The sequence below is a fragment of the Methylomonas lenta genome, assembly GCF_001644015.1.
Lineage (GTDB): Bacteria > Pseudomonadota > Gammaproteobacteria > Methylococcales > Methylomonadaceae > Methylomonas > Methylomonas lenta.
In genome coordinates this window covers 1-20,071 of the sequence record NZ_LUUI01000130.1, presented here as the reverse complement: position 1 = coordinate 20,071, position 20,071 = coordinate 1, and the positions used below count along the sequence as shown (strand labels likewise).

Below are 20,071 nucleotides of genomic sequence, written 5' to 3'. Positions count from 1 at the left end.
TTCATGCGCATTCCTAAGTGTTACGCCGCCAGGCATGATAACGACCCACCCACTCAAGCAAAGTCTTGGGCGCGTGATTGCGTTTCCAGACGCCCGCCACATATTTATTGGCTTCAGCCAGGGTAGGGTAGATATGTATCGTGCCGAGGATTTTATTCAAACCCAGGCCGTGTTTCATCGCCAGCACAAACTCAGCCAGCAAGTCGCCGGCATGTTCGCCGACGATGGTGACGCCGAGTATCTTGTCCTTGCCCGGCTGGGTCAAGACTTTGACAAAACCATGCGCTTCGCCGTCGGCAATCGCCCGATCCAGATCATCGATTCCATAAATCGATACTTCGTAAGCCACACCCTGAGCTTGCGCATCCTGTTCGTTCAAACCGACACGCGCCACTTCCGGATCGGTAAAGGTCGACCAGGGAATTACCGAATAATCAGTCCTAAACTTCTTGAACTGGCCGAACAAGGCATTGACTGCCGCATACCAGGCCTGATGCGCGGCGGTGTGGGTAAACTGGTACGGCCCCGCCACATCGCCGACTGCAAAAATATTCGGGTAATTGGTTTGCTGAAAGGCGTTGGTGTCTATGGTTTTGCGCGCTGATAAAGTGATGCCCAATTCAGCAATCCCATAGCCTTGCACATTGGCGGCCCGGCCTATCGCTACCAAAACCTGATCGAATGGAAGCTTGACCATTTGGCCTTCATGCTCGGCCAGCAGGATGTTTTCGCCATTTTCGTGGATAAATTCCTTGGCGGTGTGGTTAACACGTACATCGACACCTTCATCTGCAAAACGCGCCATCACCAATGCCGAGACATCAGGATCTTCCCGCACCATAATTCGCGGTGCCATTTCTACTTGCGTGACCTGACTACCCAAACGAGCAAAGGTTTGCGTCAGTTCGCAGCCAATCGGGCCGCCGCCCAGCACCAGCAGACGTTTGGGCAAGTCGCGCAGATTCCAGACATTATCCGAGGTCAGATAAGCCACGTTGTCCAAGCCAGGAATCGGCGGTACGAAAGGGCGGGCACCGGCGGCGATCACTATCGAGCGGGTGCTGATGGTTTTGCTACCCTCGGCAGTGGTCACTTCGACTTCCCAAGGCGAAACGATTTTTGCCGTGCCCTGGATCACTTCAACGCCCAGATCGTTATAGCGTTCAACGGAATCGTGCGGTTCTATGGCTTTAATGACCTGCTGTACCCGCTCCATCACGCTGGCAAAATCAAACTCGGCCTCGGCTTTGGCGATACCGAATTCTTGGCCGCGCTTGATATGCGACAGCAATTTGGCTGAACGAATCAGCGCCTTGGACGGTACGCAGCCGGTATTCAGACAATCGCCGCCCATCTTGTGCTTTTCGATCAATGTAACTTTGGCGTTGACCGCAGCGGCGATATAAGCCGACACCAAGCCACCCGCGCCAGCGCCGATCACTACCAGGTTATTGTCGAAGCGGGCTGGTTTAGTCCAGTTCGCGTAAATTTTGCGTTGATGGATGAATTCGAGCATTTTCTTCGCCATTAATGGAAACACGCCGAGCAAGGCAAACGAGCCCAGCAAGGCCGGAGACAGGATGCCGGATAAGGAATCGATTTTGGCTAACTGGGTGCCGGCATTGACATATACCAGCGTGCCGGCCAGCATACCGATCTGACTGACCCAGTAAAAGGTTCGTGTCTTGATCGGCGTCAAGCCCATAGCCAGATTAATCATGAAAAACGGAAACAAGGGTACCAGCCGCAAGGTAAACAAATAAAAGGCGCCGTCACGCTGCATGCCCTCATCGATAGCCTGTAAACGGGCGCTGAAGCGTGCCTTAACCCAGTCGCGCAACAAAAAGCGTGCCGCCAGAAATGCCAGCGTCGCACCGATGCTGGAAGCGAACGACACGATCAGCGTGCCCCACAAAACCCCAAACACTGCGCCGCCGGCCAGGGTTAATATCGTCGCACCCGGCAACGATAGGGCTGTCACCGCGATATATAGCGCCGAGTACAACACTAACGCAAGCAACGCATGGTTTTGGCGATAATCCGCTATCGCCGATTGCTGCGCTTTCAAGCTGTCCAGCGTTAACTGCTGATGCAGATCAAAGCTGAAAAACAGCACGATTAAAACCGCGATGACCAGCAACAAAATCAAGCGAGTGTTTTTCATATCAAAGCTCCGCCGCAACTGCTGCCTTGTCCAGCTGTGCAGCCGAAACAATGGGCTGCGGTTGTAATCGGCGCATGGTTTAATTGCTCCAGATTCAACTGGCTGATATGCACCCTGGGCTTGGCAATCGCTCCCAGCGGCATGTCCAGCATCTGATTAAAATCGCAATCGTACACATTGCCTTGCCAATCGATACTGAGGGTGTTCAGACACATCAGGTTATCCAGGTTGTCGGCGCGAAAGCTATCCTTTAATAAACGCATGTAAGATTCGAAGCGGCCCTGGCTAATCAACATGCTGCCGAAGCGTTTAATCGGCATGTTGGCGATAGCGAACAAACTATTAAAAACAATGCCATAGTCAGCTTGTAAATGTTGTTTATAAGCCTGTTCCAGGGTTTGCTGGTCAGGTGGCAACAGCGCATCTTGTGGGTTGAAGACCAGATTCAGTTTTAGCTGGCTGCCCGGTTGAGCGTAACCCAGGCGATTAAGGCGTTGCAAGGCTGCCAGACTATCCTTGAACACGCCTTTGCCACGTTGTTTGTCGACGTTGTCTTCTAAATAACATGGTAAAGACGCCACAATCTGCACCTGCTGGGCTGCCAAAAAATCGGCCATATCTTCATAGCCAGGCGCTTCCAGTATGGTCAAATTGCAGCGGTCGATAACTTCAATCCCCCGCTCACGTGCAATTCGCACCAGATAACGAAAATCCGCATGCATTTCCGGCGCACCGCCGGTCAAATCCAGTGTGTGGATATTGGCGGCTTCAGCCAGCGCCAGTACTTGATCGATAGTTTCTCGGCTCATCATTTCTGTGCGTTTCGGCCCGGCGTTGACATGACAATGCACGCAACTCAGGTTGCACAGATAACCGAGATTGAGTTGCAAGATTTGTAAAGGCTTGCGGTAAATGGCCGGAAAGTCGCTATTGAGTAAACGGGGTTTGCTGTCGTGCATAGTTACTCCTTGGAGAACCAGATATCGCCGTAAATAGCAGAAACGTCGCCGCCGGCATTATCGGTATCGGTCATGATGGCTACCGCATCGATGTTGTGGATGTCTTCCGCGAACAGACGTTTAAAATCGTCTCTGACGTTGCGCTTTTCAGTTTGCCAAACATTCAGCGATGCTTCCGGCCCGCGCAAAGCCAACATCATTGCATGCTCACCGGCAAAAGCATTCGGCCAGACCGCATCTTTTTGGCTGTTGCTAGCCCAGACATAATTAATAGCCTTGGTTTGCCAAAACGCCAAACCGCCTTTGACCACCACATACACCCGCGCCGCGTAATCATCGCCGGCCTTGCTTTGTTCATTCAAGCCGGGCAGGCGCTTGCCGACTCGCCACGACCAGTTCAGAAACGGCGTTTGCGCCAGATCGATGCGCTGTTCCCTGAATAAGCCAGAGCCTGCAGCATGGCTATCGGCAGTGAGTACCGTTACCCCGTCTATGGTTTGTAAGCGATAAAGGGTTTCGCCTTTAAAGCTTTTATGTTCCCAGCCATCCAGGCTATTACGACTAAATTCGCCGATAGGCAGTCGATCATCAGCCGCCGCTGTTTGATACAGCGATAATATCGTTAAAAATGCTAAGCCTATTATTTTCATCATGAACCTGCTTGGATTGAGGATATACATTTTTTAGCCAGGCATCTACAGAGAGGCGACCACTGCCGCTGAACAGTAAAGTCAACAGCATCAATAAATACATCAACGGCAGTTTGAAGTTGCCGTAGCCTGCCTCGGTAATGGCATAAGCTTGCCATAATTCGGTCAATGTATGCCAATTACTCGGCCAGTGCACGGCGGCAATCGCCACTACGGTCAATATCATCAAGGCTAAACTGAAAAAACGGGTGAATAAGCCGAGAAGCAAGCCGAAGGTGGCGATAATTTCCACATCGGTTGACAGCTTCCAAGTCATGCCTGCTACATGGCCCGAGGTAAGCCCAAGCCGGATAAACCAACAGGATGTGGGATAGACATCAGCGATTCTCCAGTCAGTTTTAATGTGCGGTTTTGCCGCTGCAACCGCCTTCTGCAGCCGCCACTTGAGTAGGATTGATGCTGGACATGGCAAACGGATTTTCGCCGGCTTGTATTCCATGAGCTGCAGTCATTAGTGTTGAAGCCAGGGCGCCACCTAAAGTCAAAGATAAGGTTTTTTTATTCATAGGGTATCTCCAGTAGTTTGTTGAGTAATCAGGACAAGCAACAATGCCTGCCTACTTCATCAGTCGGAGCTGCCTTAAATACCTTACAAAATAATTTTGAGTTTTTACCTGTAGTAGCAAAACGCATTTTACGCACAAGGGTATCGGTCATGTACAAAGAGGGGATTCCAATTTGGGAAGTTATACCAAACCAAATCCTCAAGTGCTTAAATTACAGCGATGCGATATAGGCACTTCGCCATCTCGGGATTACCAAGCAACAGGCGCTGAAAACGTATGATGACTATGCGTTATAGACATTGTCATCAGTGAAAAATCTCCGCACTGATTGCCAACGGTAAAAACAAAGTATCCAAAGCGAAACTTAACGGCAGATCAACTAATGGATAGCCAGGCGGAGCAGTATTAAATTTTCTGATAGCAACATCGTTTGTTTTCAATGCCGCCCAATCCAGTCTGGTTCCGCTGTAAATAAATATGCGCTGAACCAAGGGAACGTCGGCGTTTAAACTTTTGAAAGTTGCGCAACTGGTCAGCCCTATGATGCAAATGCCCATAACGATTTTCTTAACATTTATCACCTAAATTCCCCCATTAGTTCGCCAGAACCCTGTTGCATCACTGTGAGTAATGGTGATTAGTCCGGCGCTCTATATTTCTATAAGTGTCTGCCAAAAAAGCTCATTGCTGGCGAAGAGAGCGTTAAATAAAAAAGTATTTTAGTAAACAACATTAACGTCAGTTTGTAAGTCACTGATCACATATGAGATTAAAAAAACACGCTACAAATGTAGCTAAAAAACGACTTGAATACAAAATTAAATAGCGGAAAATCAGTGGTTTATAATCATTTTCATGTGATTTTTACATCATCCAACAGAAACGGGAGACGCTATGAAAATTGTACTTGCCACCATCGCGGGATTCACTATCGGCATTTTGATAGTCATTTCGGTCCTCCAGCTACTAGCCTTCGTGATAAAAGATTTGGTGAAGATGGCTACTAAGGCTTGATACAGTATTGACCAACATTGCAACCGGTTCTGAATTTGGCTGGCTGGCGCTGAAACACGGCCGCGACAAATTGTCGCATTATTTCTGGACAGATGACTCTCATTCCCATAGAATGCGCCCAGCTTGACTAAAGTCAATACGAGCGTAAAGCTTCGTTTATTTTGAGGGGGGGAAGGCGACCGTTTATGCGGTATAACAATAATAAAAGCGCAAGCACTTAACCTGCTGTCATTGATGGTAGGCGTCCATAAAACATAAAAATTACACCGGACGAGGCCCACTTAATCGTGGGCTTTTTTATGCGCGTTGTTTTGCACTCATTGCATAATTCAGTCTGTTTCTGCTCAACGTCGTAACCTTCAAGATTTATTTTTGACTAAAAATATTCCTGATTATTAAGCGACAGAAACTAGAGCAATCTTCCTGAATCCCAATAAAAAACCTACGTTACATATTCAAACAAACACCAGCGGCAAATTTTTGCCACCTTTCGGCACATCTGAGTTCCGTCAACCTTCGTCTACTGAAAAACTTAATAGTCGACTAATTTTTTTAACGCTTTTTAACTTAACGTTTACGTTTTTTAACTCAACTTTACCTTTTCCCACCTATTTTAAAAGCCTTATAGGCCGATATATTGCTCAAGGATTCCTGTGGTTCCGTGACACGCCACCTAGCGTTGAGATTATAGGAAACCGCAATACCGGAATCGAACGGTCAAACGACCGGACGTCAATCAGAATTAAGATGAGGATAAAGTCATGACTATCAGTAGTGTAAACAGTAGCAGTTCCATAATGCTCGGCGGCATGAAAAACATGCAACGACCCGATGCGTCGAAAATGGCCGAGGATCTATTTTCCAAGCTGGATACCTCGGGCAAGGGCTATATCGAAAAAAGTGACCTGGCATCGGCGCTCAGCAATATCTCCGGTAGTTCGTCAAGCAGTTCCAGCGCTGCGGACGAGATGTTTACCAAATTAGACAGTAACGGCAACGGCAAGGTTACCCAGGAAGAAGTATCAGCAACGCTTGAAAAACTTGCTTCGCAACTGGATGGTCCGTTTCCAAGAATGCGACTTCAAGAAGGTCAAAATAGTCAGGGTGGTCAAGGTGACATGCAGCCCCCTCCGCCACCGAAAGAAGGTAATCAAAGTCCTCAAAGTACAAGCTCAACAGATAGCTCAAGTTCAAGCCAGAGTAGCGATCCGGCGGATACTGATGGCGACGGCACTGTGAGCGCTAAAGAGGCATTGGCCTATGCTGAAAAGCAACTTTCATCTGCCAACGAGTCATCGTCAACTACAAACGTTGATGCACAACTGATGCAAATGCTTGGGGGAATGCCGCCTCCACCAAAAAATGGTGGACAGGACGATCAAGGCTTTACCAAGGATCAATTGACGTCAATGTCTAAAGAGCTGAGTTCGGCTGACAGCCAACAGTCTCAACTCATGAGTGACATTGCCAGCAATTTCGACACGGCCGATACCAATGGCGATGGCAAGGTAAGCGGTAGTGAGGCGAGAGCCTTTGAAGAATCAAAAAATTCGTCAAGCACCGACTCCAGCTCTAATAGCTCATCAGCTGTCACATCGAACACCAGCGATGCTCGGTTTTTGAAGCAGATGATGGATTTGTTGCACGCCTATAGCGGCTTAGATCAATCCACCGAAAGCAACCGTATTTCTACTTCCGCATAACTTCATTCACTGCTAATAGTCTGCCCCAAAAGGTTTCGCTATCATCTAGAATGTATGTATTTGAAAGTGTTGATGCGCTGTGCCTGTAACCTGCTTGATTTGCTACAGACCTCAACGCAACCGAATACGAATTGCCGATTGACCACTCTGCACAAGATTGGGCAGATTAATATGCAACGGGAAACTGATGGATAACGTTCTCTTGGTGGATGATGATGTAGAACTTGCAGAGATGCTTGCGGACTATTTACGGCGCGACGGTTTTGACGTTCAGGCTGTATACGACGGCGCAACCGGGGTGACGGATGCATTGTCGGGCAGGTATGGCATCGTTGTGATGGATGTCATGATGCCTGGCATGAGCGGGATTGAGGCACTGCGACGCATTCGCTTGCAAAGTCAAATTCCGGTTCTGATGCTGACGGGCAAGGGCGACGATATTGATCGTATTCTCGGACTTGAGCTGGGTGCCGATGACTATGTGCCAAAGCCTAGCTCGCCCAGAGAGCTCGCTGCCAGAATCCGCGCCATCCTGCGCCGAACCCAAACCTCCGCTGAAATACCCGAATTACTCTCAGTCGGTTTGCTGACGATGTATCCTGAAAAGCGAAATGCGACTTGGAACGGTCAACCTCTGGAATTAACCGGCACCGAGTTTAATTTGCTTGAAGTTATGGCTCGGAATGCCGGTCGTGTCGTCAACAAGAACGAATTATCGGAAGCCGGTTTAGGTCGACCGCTCGCCCGTTTTGATCGCAGTATTGATGTGCACATCAGCAGTATTCGTCAGAAACTCGATGTGTGTCCCAATGGCCAGTCTTACATCCAGACAGTCCGCGGAAGAGGCTATGTTTTCATTAAGGATTGAACATTTAGGAAGACTGTTCTGGAAGCTGTTCTTCGCGATTTGGCTTTCCCAATTAACCGCTGTGATTGGTGTTGGGGCGGTATTTTGGATGCACCGATATACCAAAGATCATGAAGCCATCACAACCAGCGTCAGTTTGCACGGGCCTGCCGTACGCGAGGTAGCTGCTAGCGCAGCCTTATTGCGCGCAGGCGGCATTTCAGCATTACGCGAGTTGGAGTTGGAGACGCAGCACGAATTCCACCCGCCAGTTTATGCAGTTAATGAGCAGGGTATTGATGTTCTCGAGCGCCCACTATCGCTATCAGACTGGGAAAATGTTCAGCAATTGGCTCGTGAAGGCCGTTATCCGCAACAAATTCGAACGGTTCAGGAAAATGATGGACATCGATACCTTCTGTTCATCCCCGAACACGCCCAGCAGTTCGACCTGAAACGCCCACAACATCCAGAGGGTCATTTTCCTCCCAACGCTACGTTGTTGCCTGTTTTGCCAGTGATTATGGGTCTTCTCAGCAGTCTTTTAATCAGTGCTGTTCTCGCCTGGTATTTAGCCAAACCCATCCGCTACCTGCGGGCCGGCTTCCAAAGCTTGGCCAACAATCAGTTCGACACTCAAGTGAGTCATGCCATGGGGCGACGTCGGGATGAGTTGGCGGACCTCGGACGTGAGTTCGACCGTATGGCTCATCAAATTACGACTTTGATGGCTGCACAGCGGCACCTTTTACACGATGTATCTCACGAGTTGCGCTCACCTCTGGCCCGATTGCAAGCCGCTATCGGACTAGCTCGACAGCAACCGGATAAGATCGATACCAGTCTTGACCGCATTGAGCGGGAGATTGGGCGCTTAGACGAATTGGTGGGTGAAGTATTGACACTTTCCAGGCTAGAGGCTGGCGTTACCCATTCTGTAAAGGAAGAATTTGATCTCACCGAACTACTTGATTCCGTTATTGAGGATACGCGGTTCGAAGCCTCGGCCAAACATGTTGCGGTCAATTACCTTGAAAGCCATGATATTCAAATCAATGCAGATGCAGAATTGATACACAGGGCTCTGGAAAACATACTTCGTAATGCCGTAAAGCATACTCCGCCAGGATCGAGTATTCAGGTTGAGATAGATTCTTCCTTGGATGGTCGGCAGGTGAGTCTCAGTATTTCCGATCAGGGACCGGGTGTGGTTGATGAGCAGTTGACATCGGTTTTCGAACCTTTTTTTCGAGGCAGTGGCAATAGTCAGATTGGCTTTGGACTTGGTTTGGCTATTGCCCGACGGGCGGTTGAAGTCCATGGTGGCTCAATTACCGCGCGAAATAAACCGGAAGGCGGATTGCAAATCGAACTGATATTACCCAATGGCTTAGGCTGATAGATAAATTTCGGCTCCTTGCCAAACTCTTACCTCATGTCGTCGCCGATTTCGACCAGGATCATCGCCGCACTGAATTCGTCGATGCCCGGTATCGTTTGCAGATTTTGCAATATTGTTTGGTAGGGGCTCAAATGACCGAATAGCGTTTGGCGAAACCGCAGGATACGCGCGTCCAACTCCTCAAGGTGTGCCATTAATTCCTGAATGACGAAACGGTGGCAGTCCGATAAATCACTGACCACCACAGATAGACGGATGCCAGCATCGGTCAACTTTTGCAGTTGCCGAGCCATTAAAACGCTCTGCCTGCGCTACGGCTGACATGGTAACGATCATTTTCCCGATAGTTCCTTCAGTACTAATACCATCTGCCAAAAAACGAACGGCAACGCCCATATTATTGAATTCCTCGATCAAGGCGATCATATCCGCCGTATCTCTAAGCGAACCAGTTTTTTGAGCAAAATCACATCACTCTCTTCGATCAGATTCGATGGTTTAAACCAGCCTATTGCCGGTTTAAACCAACCATTAACACCGGTTTAAATAAGCCGCCCATCTGAGAAAATCGGTAATTAGGCTGGAAAAAGCCTCGAAATTGCTATGTTCTACAAAGCTAATTACTAGTTGGCCCGACCCTTGCGTGACTCGCATCTATATCTGGTTGAGCAAGGAATATTGTGATGGATTTTTCCAAATCTGGTACACCTAAAACAGGCTTTGATGGGCTGGTCGAAAACTGGCGTAGCGATTTGCTTTCGGGGTTTTTGGTTTTTCTGATTGCCTTGCCGCTCTGCTTAGGGATAGCCATGGCATCGGGCTTTCCGCCGATGGCGGGTATTATCAGCGCCATTATCGGCGGCTTGCTGGTATCGCGCATCAGCGGCTCGTTTGTGACTATCAACGGTCCCGCCGCCGGTCTGATCGTCGTGATTGTCGATGCGGTGCAATCGCTGGGGCAGGGTGATGCGATGGCCGGTTATCGCTATACCTTGGCGGCAATTGTAATCGCCAGCATTCTGCAGGTATTGATGGGCGTATTCAAAGCCGGCAAATTAAGCGCATTCTTTCCTTCTTCTGTCGTACACGGCATGTTGGCGGCGATCGGCATTATCATTATGGCCAAGCAGTTTCACACCTTATTGGGCGTCAAACCGGCCGCGCAATCCCTGTTTGGCACTATTGCCGAAATTCCATTCTCCATAATGAACATGAATCCGGAAGTATCTCTTATTGGCCTGTTGGGCCTGGGTTTGTTGATTGCTTGGAGTTTGATAAAAAACCCCCTCTTAAAAATGATTCCGGCACCATTATTGGTGGTATTGCTGGGTCTGGCTTTGGGGCAGTATTTCGACCTGGACCACATACATAAATATTTGTTTTTGCCGGATGCGGAAATTTTGCCCCATCACGAATTCACTATCGGCCCGACATTCCTGGTAGCCGTACCCGAAAATTTTATGGCCGGCTTTTATTTTCCGGATTTCTCCAAAATCGCCAGCTATGAATTCTGGTTGGCTGTGGTTGCTATTTGTTTGGTTGGCAGTCTGGAAAGCCTGTTAAGCGCGGCGGCGGTGGACAAACTCGACATTTACAAACGAGATTCTAATTTGAACCGGGATTTAACGGCGGTTGGCGTGGGTAATATTCTGTCCGGTCTGGTTGGTGGCTTACCGATGATTGCCGAAATCGTAAGGAGTTCAGCCAATGTTAACAATGGCGCTAAAACCTGTTGGGCCAATTTTTTCCATGGTGTGTTTTTATTGATTTTTGTAGCCCTGTTTCCCAGGCTGATCCATGAAATTCCGTTGTCCTCACTGGCGGCTTTGCTGGTATTTACCGGCTTTCGATTGGCTTCTCCCAAGGAATTCGCTAAAACCCTGGAAGTCGGTCTGGATAACTTTGTGATTTTTGTAGTCACCATCCTCGGCGTGTTGGCAACCGACTTGTTAATCGGGGTGGCAATCGGTATTGCTGTTAAACTGTTGATGCATTTCGCGCGCGGACTGAAACTCGGCAATCTATTTTCGATGGCTTACGAAGTTAAACAAACCGACCCGGACACTTACCGTATCCGAGTAAGTGGGGCGGCGGTTTTTTCCAATATCATTAGCCTGAAAAGCCTGTTGGCCGACTTTCCAAAAGCCAAGAATATCTACTTCGATTTAAGCGCAGCCGAGCTGATCGATCATACGGTGATGGAATTTATTCATCATTTCACGGAAGAGCACAATCAAGCCGGCGGCCAGTGCGAAATTGTCGGGCTGGATAGGCATCATGCCTATTCCAGCCACCATTTAGCTTCGCGGCGTAAACGGTCTTGAACACACAAATACGATTTATCGCTACTGAGGTCAGCTTGACCGCAGGTTTCATGGATTCGACTACTAACCGCCAGTCGAATTTTACGATTGCCAATCTGATTTTTTACAGCGAGTAACGATGATGGTTTTGATACTGGCATATGCAGCCGTGCTGTTTAGTTTTGCCTCCGGAATACTGGCGTTGCTGACCAATCAGCGTCCTAGGTTGGAGACACTCGGTCAGAAGTATTTGGCCCGCTTTCCGAAGCATCAGCGCTGTCGGAATATGCTGAATGACGGTTTTCAAGAAAGCCGTTATCCCATTCTATTGAGACAATCGACATTTGTGCTGCTGGGTTTGTCCGGCTTGTTGGCGTTATCCGCGGGATTAGGGGTGCTGATAGGCCAACAAGTGCTTACCGATCAGATTCCTCTTGGGCTGCCGTGGCTACCCTGGCACGTTAGATTCGATGGTTTATCCGGATTTTTCTTTTTGATCATCGGTATTGCCGTCATCGCGATCAGTCTCTATGGGCCGGGCTATGTGCAGGCTTATCAGGAGGAAAAACATCCGTTTGCGGTGCTGGGCTTATTCACCGGCCTGTTCGTGGCCGGCATGCTGTTGGTGCTGTTGGCGGACGATGCCTTCTTTTTCATGATTGCCTGGGAACTGATGTCGGTTGCCAGTTATTTTCTGGTGGCGTTTCAGCATGAAAATTCGGCTAATCGCAGAGCGGCATTTTTGTATTTGCTGATGGCCGAAGTTGGCGCCTTGGCTATTATTCTGAGTTTTGGCGTGCTAGCCAGTTTTTCCGACGGCCTTACCTTCGATGCCCTGCGTCATGCCAATTTATCCAGCACCTGGGCTAGTATCGCTTTTGTGCTGGCCCTGCTGGGGTTTGGTATGAAAGCCGGCATCGTGCCGATCCATGTCTGGCTGCCGGAAGCACATCCGGTGGCGCCTTCGCATATATCCGCCTTGATGAGCGGCGTGATGCTAAAGGTAGCGGTGTACGGCCTGATTCGGTTTTGTTTTGATTTGTTGGGGGATGTGCATTGGCAGTGGGGGGTGGTGCTTTTAGGATTGGGTACGCTGTCAGCCTTGGGCGGTATTTTGTATGCCATGATGCAACCCAATTTAAAACGCCTGCTGGCCTATAGTTCGGTGGAGAATATCGGCATTATTTTCATGGTGCTGGGCTTGGCGATGATTTTTATGGCCAACGGTTTTCCGCAACTGGCGGCACTGGGCTTGCTGGCCGCCTTGTTTCATGCCTTCAATCACGCCTTGTTCAAAAATTTGTTATTTCTGGGCGCCGGCATACTGCAACATCAAACCCATAGCCTGGATATAGACAGCATGGGCGGTCTGATTAAACGCATGCCGCAAACCAGCTTTCTATTTTTGATCGGCTGCATGAGTATTTCCTCATTACCGCTATTTAACGGTTTCGTCTCCGAATGGCTGGCGTTTCAGACTGCCTTGCAAGTCAACGTACTGGACAACGGCGTGCTGCGCAGTCTGATTCCAGTGGCGGCTGCGGCCTTGGCCTTGACTGCCGCTTTGGCGGCGGCCTGCTTCGTCAAGGTATTCGGCTTGATTTTTCTGGGCTTGCCTCGCTCGCGCAACAGCGAAAAAGCCCAGGAGGTTGAAGATAAAGGCATGCTGTTGGCACTCAAGCTGCTGGCTGGCTTGTGTTTCTTTTTCGGGATATTTCCATCCCTGATCATCAATTTGTTAAACAATGTCGCCAAACAACTGTTGGGGCTGTCATTACCCAACGACACCGCCCTAAGTTGGATGTGGCTGGCTCCGGTATCGGCTCAGAAAGCCTCCTATTCACCGCTACTGGTATTAATCAGCGTACTGATTGCCACCGGCATTTCCTTTTGGTTCTTGCGGCGTAATCCGGAAACCAAGACCATGCGTCGCTCGGAAGCCTGGGATTGTGGCTTCGGCGGTTTAAACGCCCGTATGCAATATAGCAGTAGCGCTTTTACCATGCCGTTCCGGCGTATCTTCGCCAAGGTCTGGCTGATCGACGAACAGATAACAAAAGACATGCAAGGTGCGCAAGATCTGGATGTCGCCGCCATTCATTACCATTTACAGGTGCAGGATCACAGCTGGCCCAGACTGTACCAACCGATTGCTAACGCTATCAATCAACTGGCCAGACAGGTCGGTCGCATCCAAACCGGGAATATCCGGGTCTATCTGGGTTATTCATTCGTCACCTTAATCCTCTTGTTATGGGTGGTCAGCCTATGAACTGGTTACTTGCAGTAATCCAAACTATGTTGTTTGTCGCTCTGGCACCGCTTTTGAGTGGTTGGCTGAAATGGTGCAAATGCCATTTGCAAAACCGTAAGGCGCCGTCGTTGTTGCAGCCTTATCGGAATCTACTGAAACTGACCCGCAAGCAACCGGTGGTAGCAGAACATGCTTCCTGGATATTTACTAAATCGCCCTACATTGTCTTTTCGGCCATGGTATTGGCCGCATCTGTGGTGCCCTTAATTGCAGTGGATTTACCTAGCGCCGCCAGTGCCGATGTGATTGTGTTGGTGGGTTTTTTTGCCTTTGCCCGTTTTTTCCTGGCTCTGGCCGGTCTGGACATCGGCACCGCCTTTGGTGGCATGGGTTCATCGCGGGAAATGACTATTTCCTCGTTGGCGGAACCGGCCATGTTGATGGCGGTTTTCACGCTGACCATGACGGCCTCCACCACTAATCTTTCCTTGGCGATAGAACATGTCTTGCATGAAGGTTTGGTATTACGGCCGTCGTTTGTATTTGCGATGTTTGCGTTGATATTGGTGGCTATCGCCGAGACCGGCCGGATTCCGGTCGATAATCCGGCCACGCATTTAGAACTGACCATGATCCATGAAGCGATGATACTGGAATACAGCGGCCGGCATCTGGCGCTGATCGAATGGGCCAGTCAACTGAAATTGATGTTGTACGGCGTACTGATCGCAAACATCTTTTTGCCTTGGGGGATTGCGCAAGGCTTTTCTGCTCAAGCATTAAGTTATGGGTTGTTGACCATTATTGGCAAGTTAGGGGTATTGGCTATCTTACTGGCCATATCGGAAACCTTGGTAGCGAAAATGCGCCTGTTCCGGGTACAAGAATATCTCAGTTTCGCTTATTTGCTGGGATTGCTGGGTATGTTGAGCCACATCATTTTGGAGGCCTCGCGCTGATGAATATCGAACAACAGGATTTTTATACTCAGGCTATCTTGTCGATGGCGGCTTTGGTGGGGCTGACCTCTTTCCTAATGCTGGGTCAAGGCCGGCTCTTGCGGCTGATTTTCGTGTTCGCGCTGCAAGGCTTGTTATTAACCATGACTACCGCCCTGGCTGCATACAGCCTGGATAGCCCGCATTTATTTATTTCGGCTTTGCTGACTCTGGTGCTGAAGGTGATCTTCATTCCCTGGATGTTGCGGCGACAGGTGTTATTGATGAACATGCACCGGGATATCGAAGCCTTGAAAAACAATACTGCTGTGATGTTAGGTGGTGCCAGTTTAATGGTGTTCAGTTATTACGTGCTGCATCCCATCGTCCAAACCTCCTCGGCGATTATGTTGAATGCCTTGGCTGTCAGTCTGTCCGTGGTATTGCTGGGCATGCTGCTGATGATCTCGCACCGGCAGGCGGTGGCGCATGTGGTTGGCTTCATGTCGATTGAAAACGGCTTATTCTTTGCCGCCATTGTGGCAACCAAAGGCATGCCTATGGTGGTCGAATTGGGGGTTGCCTTCGACGTATTGGTAGCGGCGGTGCTATTCGGCATCTTTTTCTTTCATATCCGCACCAGCATCGATTCGCTGGATGTCGACCGCATGAACCGTTTAAACGAGGTTGACCAATGATCGCCGCCTATTTGGTGTTATTGATTCCGTTTATCGGCATCGTATTTTTCGCTTTCGCTGGTCACAAACAGGATACCGGCCGATTGAATGTGCGCTTCAATGCGATAACGCTGGCGGCAACCGTCTGGCTGGCAGTGAACGTGCTGAATAACGGCACCATTTTATCATCCGACAAAGCCTTCATCATCGATTCGTTCAACGTCTACCTGATCGTACTAACCGCCTTCATCGGCCTGACCACAGCGATTTTCTCCGCGCCTTACATGGAGCACGAAAAAGAGCTGGGCAAACTGACCGAAAGACGATTGAAATTGTATTACTCGATGTATCAGGGCTTCATGCTGGCCATGTATCTGGTATTGACCACCAATAACATGGGCGTGATGTGGGTGGCAATGGAGGGCGCGACACTGGCCACGGTGTTATTGGTCAGTCTGTATCGTACCCCCGAGTCGATAGAGGCGGCCTGGAAATATTTCATCCTGTGCGGGGTCGGTATCGCCCAGGCCCTGTTCGGCACCATCCTGCTATATTATGCCGCCGTGCAAATTGGCGACGGCGACAATGCCTTGTTGTGGTCGGTGCTATTCGAAAACGCCCGGAAACTGAATCCGGAAATTCTGCAGATTGCCTTTGTGTTCATGCTGATCGGTTACGGCACCAAGATCGGTCTGGTGCCTTTGCATAACTGGCTGCCCGACGCCCATTCCGAAGGCCCGACGCCGATGTCGGCGGTATTGTCCGGCTTGTTGCTTAACGATGCCTTGTATGCCGTGGTGCGGAGTAAAATGCTGGTGGATGGCGCCACCCAAGGCAATACGGCCGGCTTGCTGATGATGGGTTTCGGCATGCTGTCGTTTTTGGTGGCGGCCTTGTTTTTGCATCGGCAAAAAGACATCAAACGCCTGTTCAGTTATTCGTCCATCGAACACATGGGCATCATGACTTTTGCCTTCGGCATGGGCGGACCGCTGGCCACCTTTGCCGCCTTGCTGCACATGACCGTGCATTCCCTGACCAAATCGGCCATCTTCGTCAGCGTAGGCCATGCCGCGCAATTGGCCGGTACTCAGAACATGGAGCGGATACGCGGCTTGATCAAGACTCAGCCCCAGATCGGTTGGGGTTTATTGATAGGCACGGTGGCAATTGCCGGCTTCCCGCCGTTCGGGGTGTTCACCAGCGAATTTCTGGTGTTGCTAGCCACCATGCACAGCTATCCCTGGCTGGCGCCCTTGTTGCTATTGGGCATAGGCATCGCCTTTGCCGGCCTGTTCCGCCATATTCAACCCATGGTTTATGGCGAACAACCCGAAGGCCAATTACCGATTAAGGCCAATCTATGGCCGGTGATGATACATCTGGCGCTGGTGCTGTGGCTGGGTCTGGCGATACCTGACTTTTTGGCCAACTGGTTTTCGCAGGCGACCTTATTGATCTCGGGGAGTATGCCGTTATGAACGATGTAAACTGGATGGATGCGCTGAGACAGACATTGGCTGCGGAAAGCATCGCTATCGAATCGATAAGCGAGGTGCCGGCAGTGAACTCCGGCAAAGCGGCAATTTGGCGAATAATCGACACGGACTGGCAAAAACTAGCCGAACAGGCCCAGACTCATAAGTTACGCTGGTCGGCCGGTTGGGCGGAACAGGACGATGATTGTTTTATCGTGCATGCTCTGTTCGAAAACCAAGGGACGTATCTGTGGACGCAGACGCTGATCCCACTGGCAAAACCGGAGTTACCCAGCCAGGCCACCGTCTATCCTGCGGCCAATCGCAGTGAACGGCATACACAGGACATGTTTGGTATCAAATTCAGCGGCCACCCGGACAAACGGCACTGGACGAGACATAAAGCCTGGGGTAAACACGATTATCCGTTGCGCAAGGATTTTGCCGTAGCTGGCCAACCGGAACATATTACCCCGCCGGATATGGATTATGCCTTCGTCAAATCGCATGGCGCCGGCACCTATGAAATTCCGGTCGGCCCGGTGCATGCCGGCATCATAGAACCCGGCCATTTCCGCTTTCAGGCCGTCGGCGAGCTGATCCTGAATCTGGAAGAACGTTTGGCTTACACGCACAAAGGCATCGAAAAAATTGCCGAAGGCAGAACCCCGGAATCATTGGCCCGCCTGGCCGGACGGGTGTCCGGCGACACCACGGTCAGCCACGCCTGGGCAGCCTGCATGGCGATGGAACAGGCCGCAGCTGTGACGATTCCGCCGCGCGCGGCCTTGCTGCGCGGCATACTGGCCGAGCGGGAACGGGTGGCGAATCATTTAGGCGATCTCGGCGCGATTTGCAACGACGTGGGTTTTAGCTTCGCACAAATGCAATTCAGCCGCCTGCGAGAAGACTGGCTGCGCACCCAGGCTAACATTTTCGGGCATCGCTTACTGATGGATTGCGTGATACCCGGCGGCGTAAAATCCGATATCACTGACGCCGATTGTGCCGACATCAAACAAGGCATCATCCAGCTCAGAAATGAACTGACGGACATCATTACCGCACTGGATTTGAATTCATCGCTGGAAGACCGGCTCTATACCGCCGGCCTTTTGTCCACAGACATCGCCGCCGCTTACGGTACGCTGGGTTACGTCGGTCGGGCCAGTGGTCAGGATTTCGACGTGCGCCGCGATGCGCCCTACCCACCCTACCACCAAGTCACCGTAAAAGTAGCATTTGAAAACCAGGGCGATATCGCCTCGCGCTTTTGGATACGCTACAAAGAAATCATGGCTTCGATGAAACTGATAGCACAATTCATGGCATTGCTGGAACCCGGCGATATTGCCGCCGCCTGGCAAGTTCCAACACCGGGCAGTAGCGGTTTGGGTATAGTCGACGGCTGGCGTGGCGAAATCGTCAGCTATGTGCGATTCACGGCCGAAAACAGCATTGCCCGTTTTTATCCGCGCGACCCCAGTCAACTGAATTGGCCGGCCCTGGAGAAACTGGTATTGAATAATATCGTGCCGGACTTTCCGGTTTGCAACAAATCCCTGAATGGCTCCTATTCGGGCAATGATTTATAGGTAGCGGCCATGCTGAGACTATTTAAAAAAATCCTCACCACCGGCATCGTCACCGAGCGGGTCAAGCGGCGTTCCCACGATAAACAGGGGAACGATGACGAACTAGAACAACTGGGCATAGAAATCAAGCGGCATATCGATCGCAAATTTTCCGGCAGCATCGCCATCCGTGCGGTCGATGCCGGTTCCTGCAACGGCTGCGAGCTGGAAATTCATGCGCTGAACAATCCCTATTACGACATTGAACGCTTCGGCATCCATTTCGTGGCCTCCCCCCGTCATGCCGATGTGTTGCTGGTGACCGGCCCTGTGTCCCGGCACATGCAAACCGCCCTGCTGCGCACCTACCAAGCCACGCCGAATCCAAAATGGGTGGTTGCGGTCGGCGACTGCGCGGCCTGCGGCGGCGAGTTTGGTGTGTCATACGCCAGTTGCGGGGCGGTATCCAATGTAATTCCGGTGGATATGGTGATCCCTGGCTGTCCGCCTACTCCGGTGATTCTGATGAAAGGCTTGCTAGGCTTGCTGGAGCAGTGAAGATAGCGGTTGGGTTTATTGTCCGGAACCTGGATCGAATGACACGCTGGCTGCTTACTTTGGCATGCTTTAAAACAAGTACTAAACACGCGGCCTGAATAGGGGATGATGTCTTTTTCAAAATACCCTTTTTGGCAAGATGGTAATATCCCACCACTTCAAGGCTGTTGAACGCTGCAGTCTCGCCTCAAGTTTACGAATCTGATCGGTGGCTAATTTAACGCCCTTTTCATAGGCGCCCGCCATCATCGTTACCGTCGCCTGCGCCCCTTTCCAGATAAAATTTCCCGCGCGCTTCAAAACCGTTTCTTCAGAATCTAACAAGTAGCCATTCCAGGATTTCTCTAACCCCGCCCAAAAACGCTCGATCGCGTTGTATTTGCTGTGATAAGGCGGGTAATAGACCAGTCGAATGATTAGCCCCGTTTTGCCTGCAAACTCAACCAGCCTTTGTAAATACTGAGTGCGGCGACCACTGCACTCCGGGCCGTTAGCCGAATTGATCACCAAGGTGCGAATAGGCGATAACGACGATTGTCGCTGCGCCGACCAAGCTTCCAGGCCATCTACCATGAAATCACTGGTTTTGTGACTGTCCCCCAAAAAACAGGAAAGACTGACCACTGACGGGCTCCAATAGGCCACCTGGAATCAATTTCTCTTTGCTTGCCATCGTGATCAAGAGCCTTAATCGCTTCAAGACCGCGTGATTTTCCACCCCGGGAATACTCACCCAGGTTCACGGTCGCCTTGGTATCCACGCTAATCCGCAACGTAGTTGGATCGGCATCGGCCTCGCTATTGATCTGGTGTACATTGGCGAATAGAGGGGCGGGACAGCTTGAGCTGTTTCGCCAAGTCACTGATGGTGACTTTCTCAACGAAATGCAGTCGTCTGATTTCGGGTATCACATCCATTTTTATCACTCCAGGTCTCTCCGGCAAAAAGCCAGGCATTAAATAACCTGGGGTGGAAACTTTTCA

19 protein-coding genes and 1 pseudogene are annotated in these 20,071 nt (G+C 50.4%); 10 read left to right on the top strand and 10 right to left on the bottom strand.

All coding sequences use genetic code 11. The features are described from left to right. Positions 1-13: 13 nt before the first annotated feature. From A1359_RS16040 to A1359_RS23710, 6 genes are all read right to left on the bottom strand, one after another. Positions 14-2,164 carry an FAD-dependent oxidoreductase gene (locus tag A1359_RS16040; protein WP_066985369.1) on the bottom strand — a complete coding sequence of 717 codons (2,151 nt, stop codon included), beginning with the start codon at positions 2,162-2,164 and terminating at the stop codon, positions 14-16. Next, complete coding sequence (gene arsS, locus A1359_RS16035) at positions 2,161-3,123, bottom strand: arsenosugar biosynthesis radical SAM (seleno)protein ArsS (protein WP_066985366.1); 963 nt, start codon at positions 3,121-3,123, stop codon at positions 2,161-2,163. The genes A1359_RS16040 and arsS overlap by 4 nt, the downstream gene beginning before the upstream one ends. Before the next feature lie 2 nt (positions 3,124-3,125). Next, a complete protein-coding gene (locus A1359_RS16030; protein WP_066985364.1) occupies positions 3,126-3,773 on the bottom strand; it encodes a DUF3047 domain-containing protein in 648 nt (215 codons plus the stop codon). Next, positions 3,712-4,245 (bottom strand): DoxX family protein, encoded by a 534-nt coding sequence (locus A1359_RS22070; protein WP_269747938.1) that lies wholly within the window; start codon positions 4,243-4,245, stop codon positions 3,712-3,714. The genes A1359_RS16030 and A1359_RS22070 overlap by 62 nt, the downstream gene beginning before the upstream one ends. After that, on the bottom strand, positions 4,172-4,339 hold the full coding sequence (locus A1359_RS23275; RefSeq protein WP_232322289.1) for a hypothetical protein: 168 nt from the start codon (positions 4,337-4,339) through the stop codon (positions 4,172-4,174). Before A1359_RS23275 ends, A1359_RS22070 begins: the two co-directional genes overlap by 74 nt. A gap of 305 nt (positions 4,340-4,644) precedes the next feature. Then, positions 4,645-4,896, bottom strand: a complete 252-nt coding sequence (locus A1359_RS23710) for a YceK/YidQ family lipoprotein (RefSeq protein ID WP_066985361.1) — start codon at positions 4,894-4,896, stop codon at positions 4,645-4,647. Positions 4,897-6,114: 1,218 nt separating this feature from the next. Between A1359_RS23710 and A1359_RS16015 the strand changes: the two genes are divergently transcribed. The 3 genes from A1359_RS16015 (at position 6,115) to A1359_RS16005 (ending at position 9,302) form a co-directional block, all read left to right on the top strand. Beyond that, positions 6,115-7,056, top strand: a complete 942-nt coding sequence (locus A1359_RS16015) for an EF-hand domain-containing protein (protein WP_083960688.1) — start codon at positions 6,115-6,117, stop codon at positions 7,054-7,056. Positions 7,057-7,243: 187 nt separating this feature from the next. Next, a complete protein-coding gene (locus tag A1359_RS16010; protein WP_066985355.1) occupies positions 7,244-7,924 on the top strand; it encodes a response regulator transcription factor in 681 nt (226 codons plus the stop codon). Continuing rightward, positions 7,905-9,302: a HAMP domain-containing sensor histidine kinase gene (locus A1359_RS16005; RefSeq protein ID WP_066985352.1), complete on the top strand. Its 1,398-nt coding sequence runs from the start codon at positions 7,905-7,907 to the stop codon at positions 9,300-9,302. The genes A1359_RS16010 and A1359_RS16005 overlap by 20 nt, the downstream gene beginning before the upstream one ends. A 29-nt stretch (positions 9,303-9,331) precedes the next feature. Here A1359_RS16005 and A1359_RS23705 read toward each other — a convergent pair whose 3' ends face one another. Beyond that, positions 9,332-9,598, bottom strand: coding sequence for a hypothetical protein (locus A1359_RS23705; RefSeq protein WP_066985351.1), 267 nt, complete (start codon positions 9,596-9,598; stop codon positions 9,332-9,334). Then, positions 9,537-9,734, bottom strand: a pseudogene (locus A1359_RS23570) (hypothetical protein); the annotation flags it as partial. The gene A1359_RS23705 and the pseudogene A1359_RS23570, both read right to left, overlap by 62 nt. Before the next feature lie 254 nt (positions 9,735-9,988). Between A1359_RS23570 and A1359_RS15995 the strand changes: the two are divergent. The 7 genes from A1359_RS15995 to A1359_RS15965 all read left to right on the top strand — a co-directional run bounded on the left by A1359_RS15995 (position 9,989) and on the right by A1359_RS15965 (position 19,087). Next, complete coding sequence (locus tag A1359_RS15995; RefSeq protein ID WP_066985349.1) at positions 9,989-11,629, top strand: SulP family inorganic anion transporter; 1,641 nt, start codon at positions 9,989-9,991, stop codon at positions 11,627-11,629. 118 nt (positions 11,630-11,747) lie between these two features. Then, positions 11,748-13,880, top strand: a complete 2,133-nt coding sequence (hyfB, locus tag A1359_RS15990; protein WP_232322287.1) for a hydrogenase 4 subunit B — start codon at positions 11,748-11,750, stop codon at positions 13,878-13,880. Beyond that, complete coding sequence (locus tag A1359_RS15985) at positions 13,877-14,821, top strand: respiratory chain complex I subunit 1 family protein (protein ID WP_066985346.1); 945 nt, start codon at positions 13,877-13,879, stop codon at positions 14,819-14,821. Before hyfB ends, A1359_RS15985 begins: the two co-directional genes overlap by 4 nt. Continuing rightward, positions 14,821-15,498 carry a formate hydrogenlyase gene (locus tag A1359_RS15980; protein WP_066985343.1) on the top strand — a complete coding sequence of 226 codons (678 nt, stop codon included), beginning with the start codon at positions 14,821-14,823 and terminating at the stop codon, positions 15,496-15,498. The genes A1359_RS15985 and A1359_RS15980 overlap by 1 nt, the downstream gene beginning before the upstream one ends. Next, positions 15,495-16,958 (top strand): hydrogenase 4 subunit F, encoded by a 1,464-nt coding sequence (locus tag A1359_RS15975; RefSeq protein WP_066985340.1) that lies wholly within the window; start codon positions 15,495-15,497, stop codon positions 16,956-16,958. The genes A1359_RS15980 and A1359_RS15975 overlap by 4 nt, the downstream gene beginning before the upstream one ends. After that, positions 16,955-18,550, top strand: coding sequence for a hydrogenase large subunit (locus A1359_RS15970; protein WP_066985338.1), 1,596 nt, complete (start codon positions 16,955-16,957; stop codon positions 18,548-18,550). Before A1359_RS15975 ends, A1359_RS15970 begins: the two co-directional genes overlap by 4 nt. 9 nt (positions 18,551-18,559) lie before the next feature. Next, a complete protein-coding gene (locus A1359_RS15965) occupies positions 18,560-19,087 on the top strand; it encodes an NADH-quinone oxidoreductase subunit B family protein (protein WP_066985335.1) in 528 nt (175 codons plus the stop codon). A 117-nt stretch (positions 19,088-19,204) separates the two neighbouring features. Here A1359_RS15965 and A1359_RS15960 read toward each other — a convergent pair whose 3' ends face one another. After that, positions 19,205-19,711, bottom strand: coding sequence for an ISAzo13-like element transposase-related protein (locus A1359_RS15960; RefSeq protein ID WP_157200579.1), 507 nt, complete (start codon positions 19,709-19,711; stop codon positions 19,205-19,207). After that, positions 19,654-19,860, bottom strand: coding sequence for a hypothetical protein (locus tag A1359_RS23700; RefSeq protein WP_408606559.1), 207 nt, complete (start codon positions 19,858-19,860; stop codon positions 19,654-19,656). Before A1359_RS23700 ends, A1359_RS15960 begins: the two co-directional genes overlap by 58 nt. Positions 19,861-20,071 lie beyond the last annotated feature (211 nt).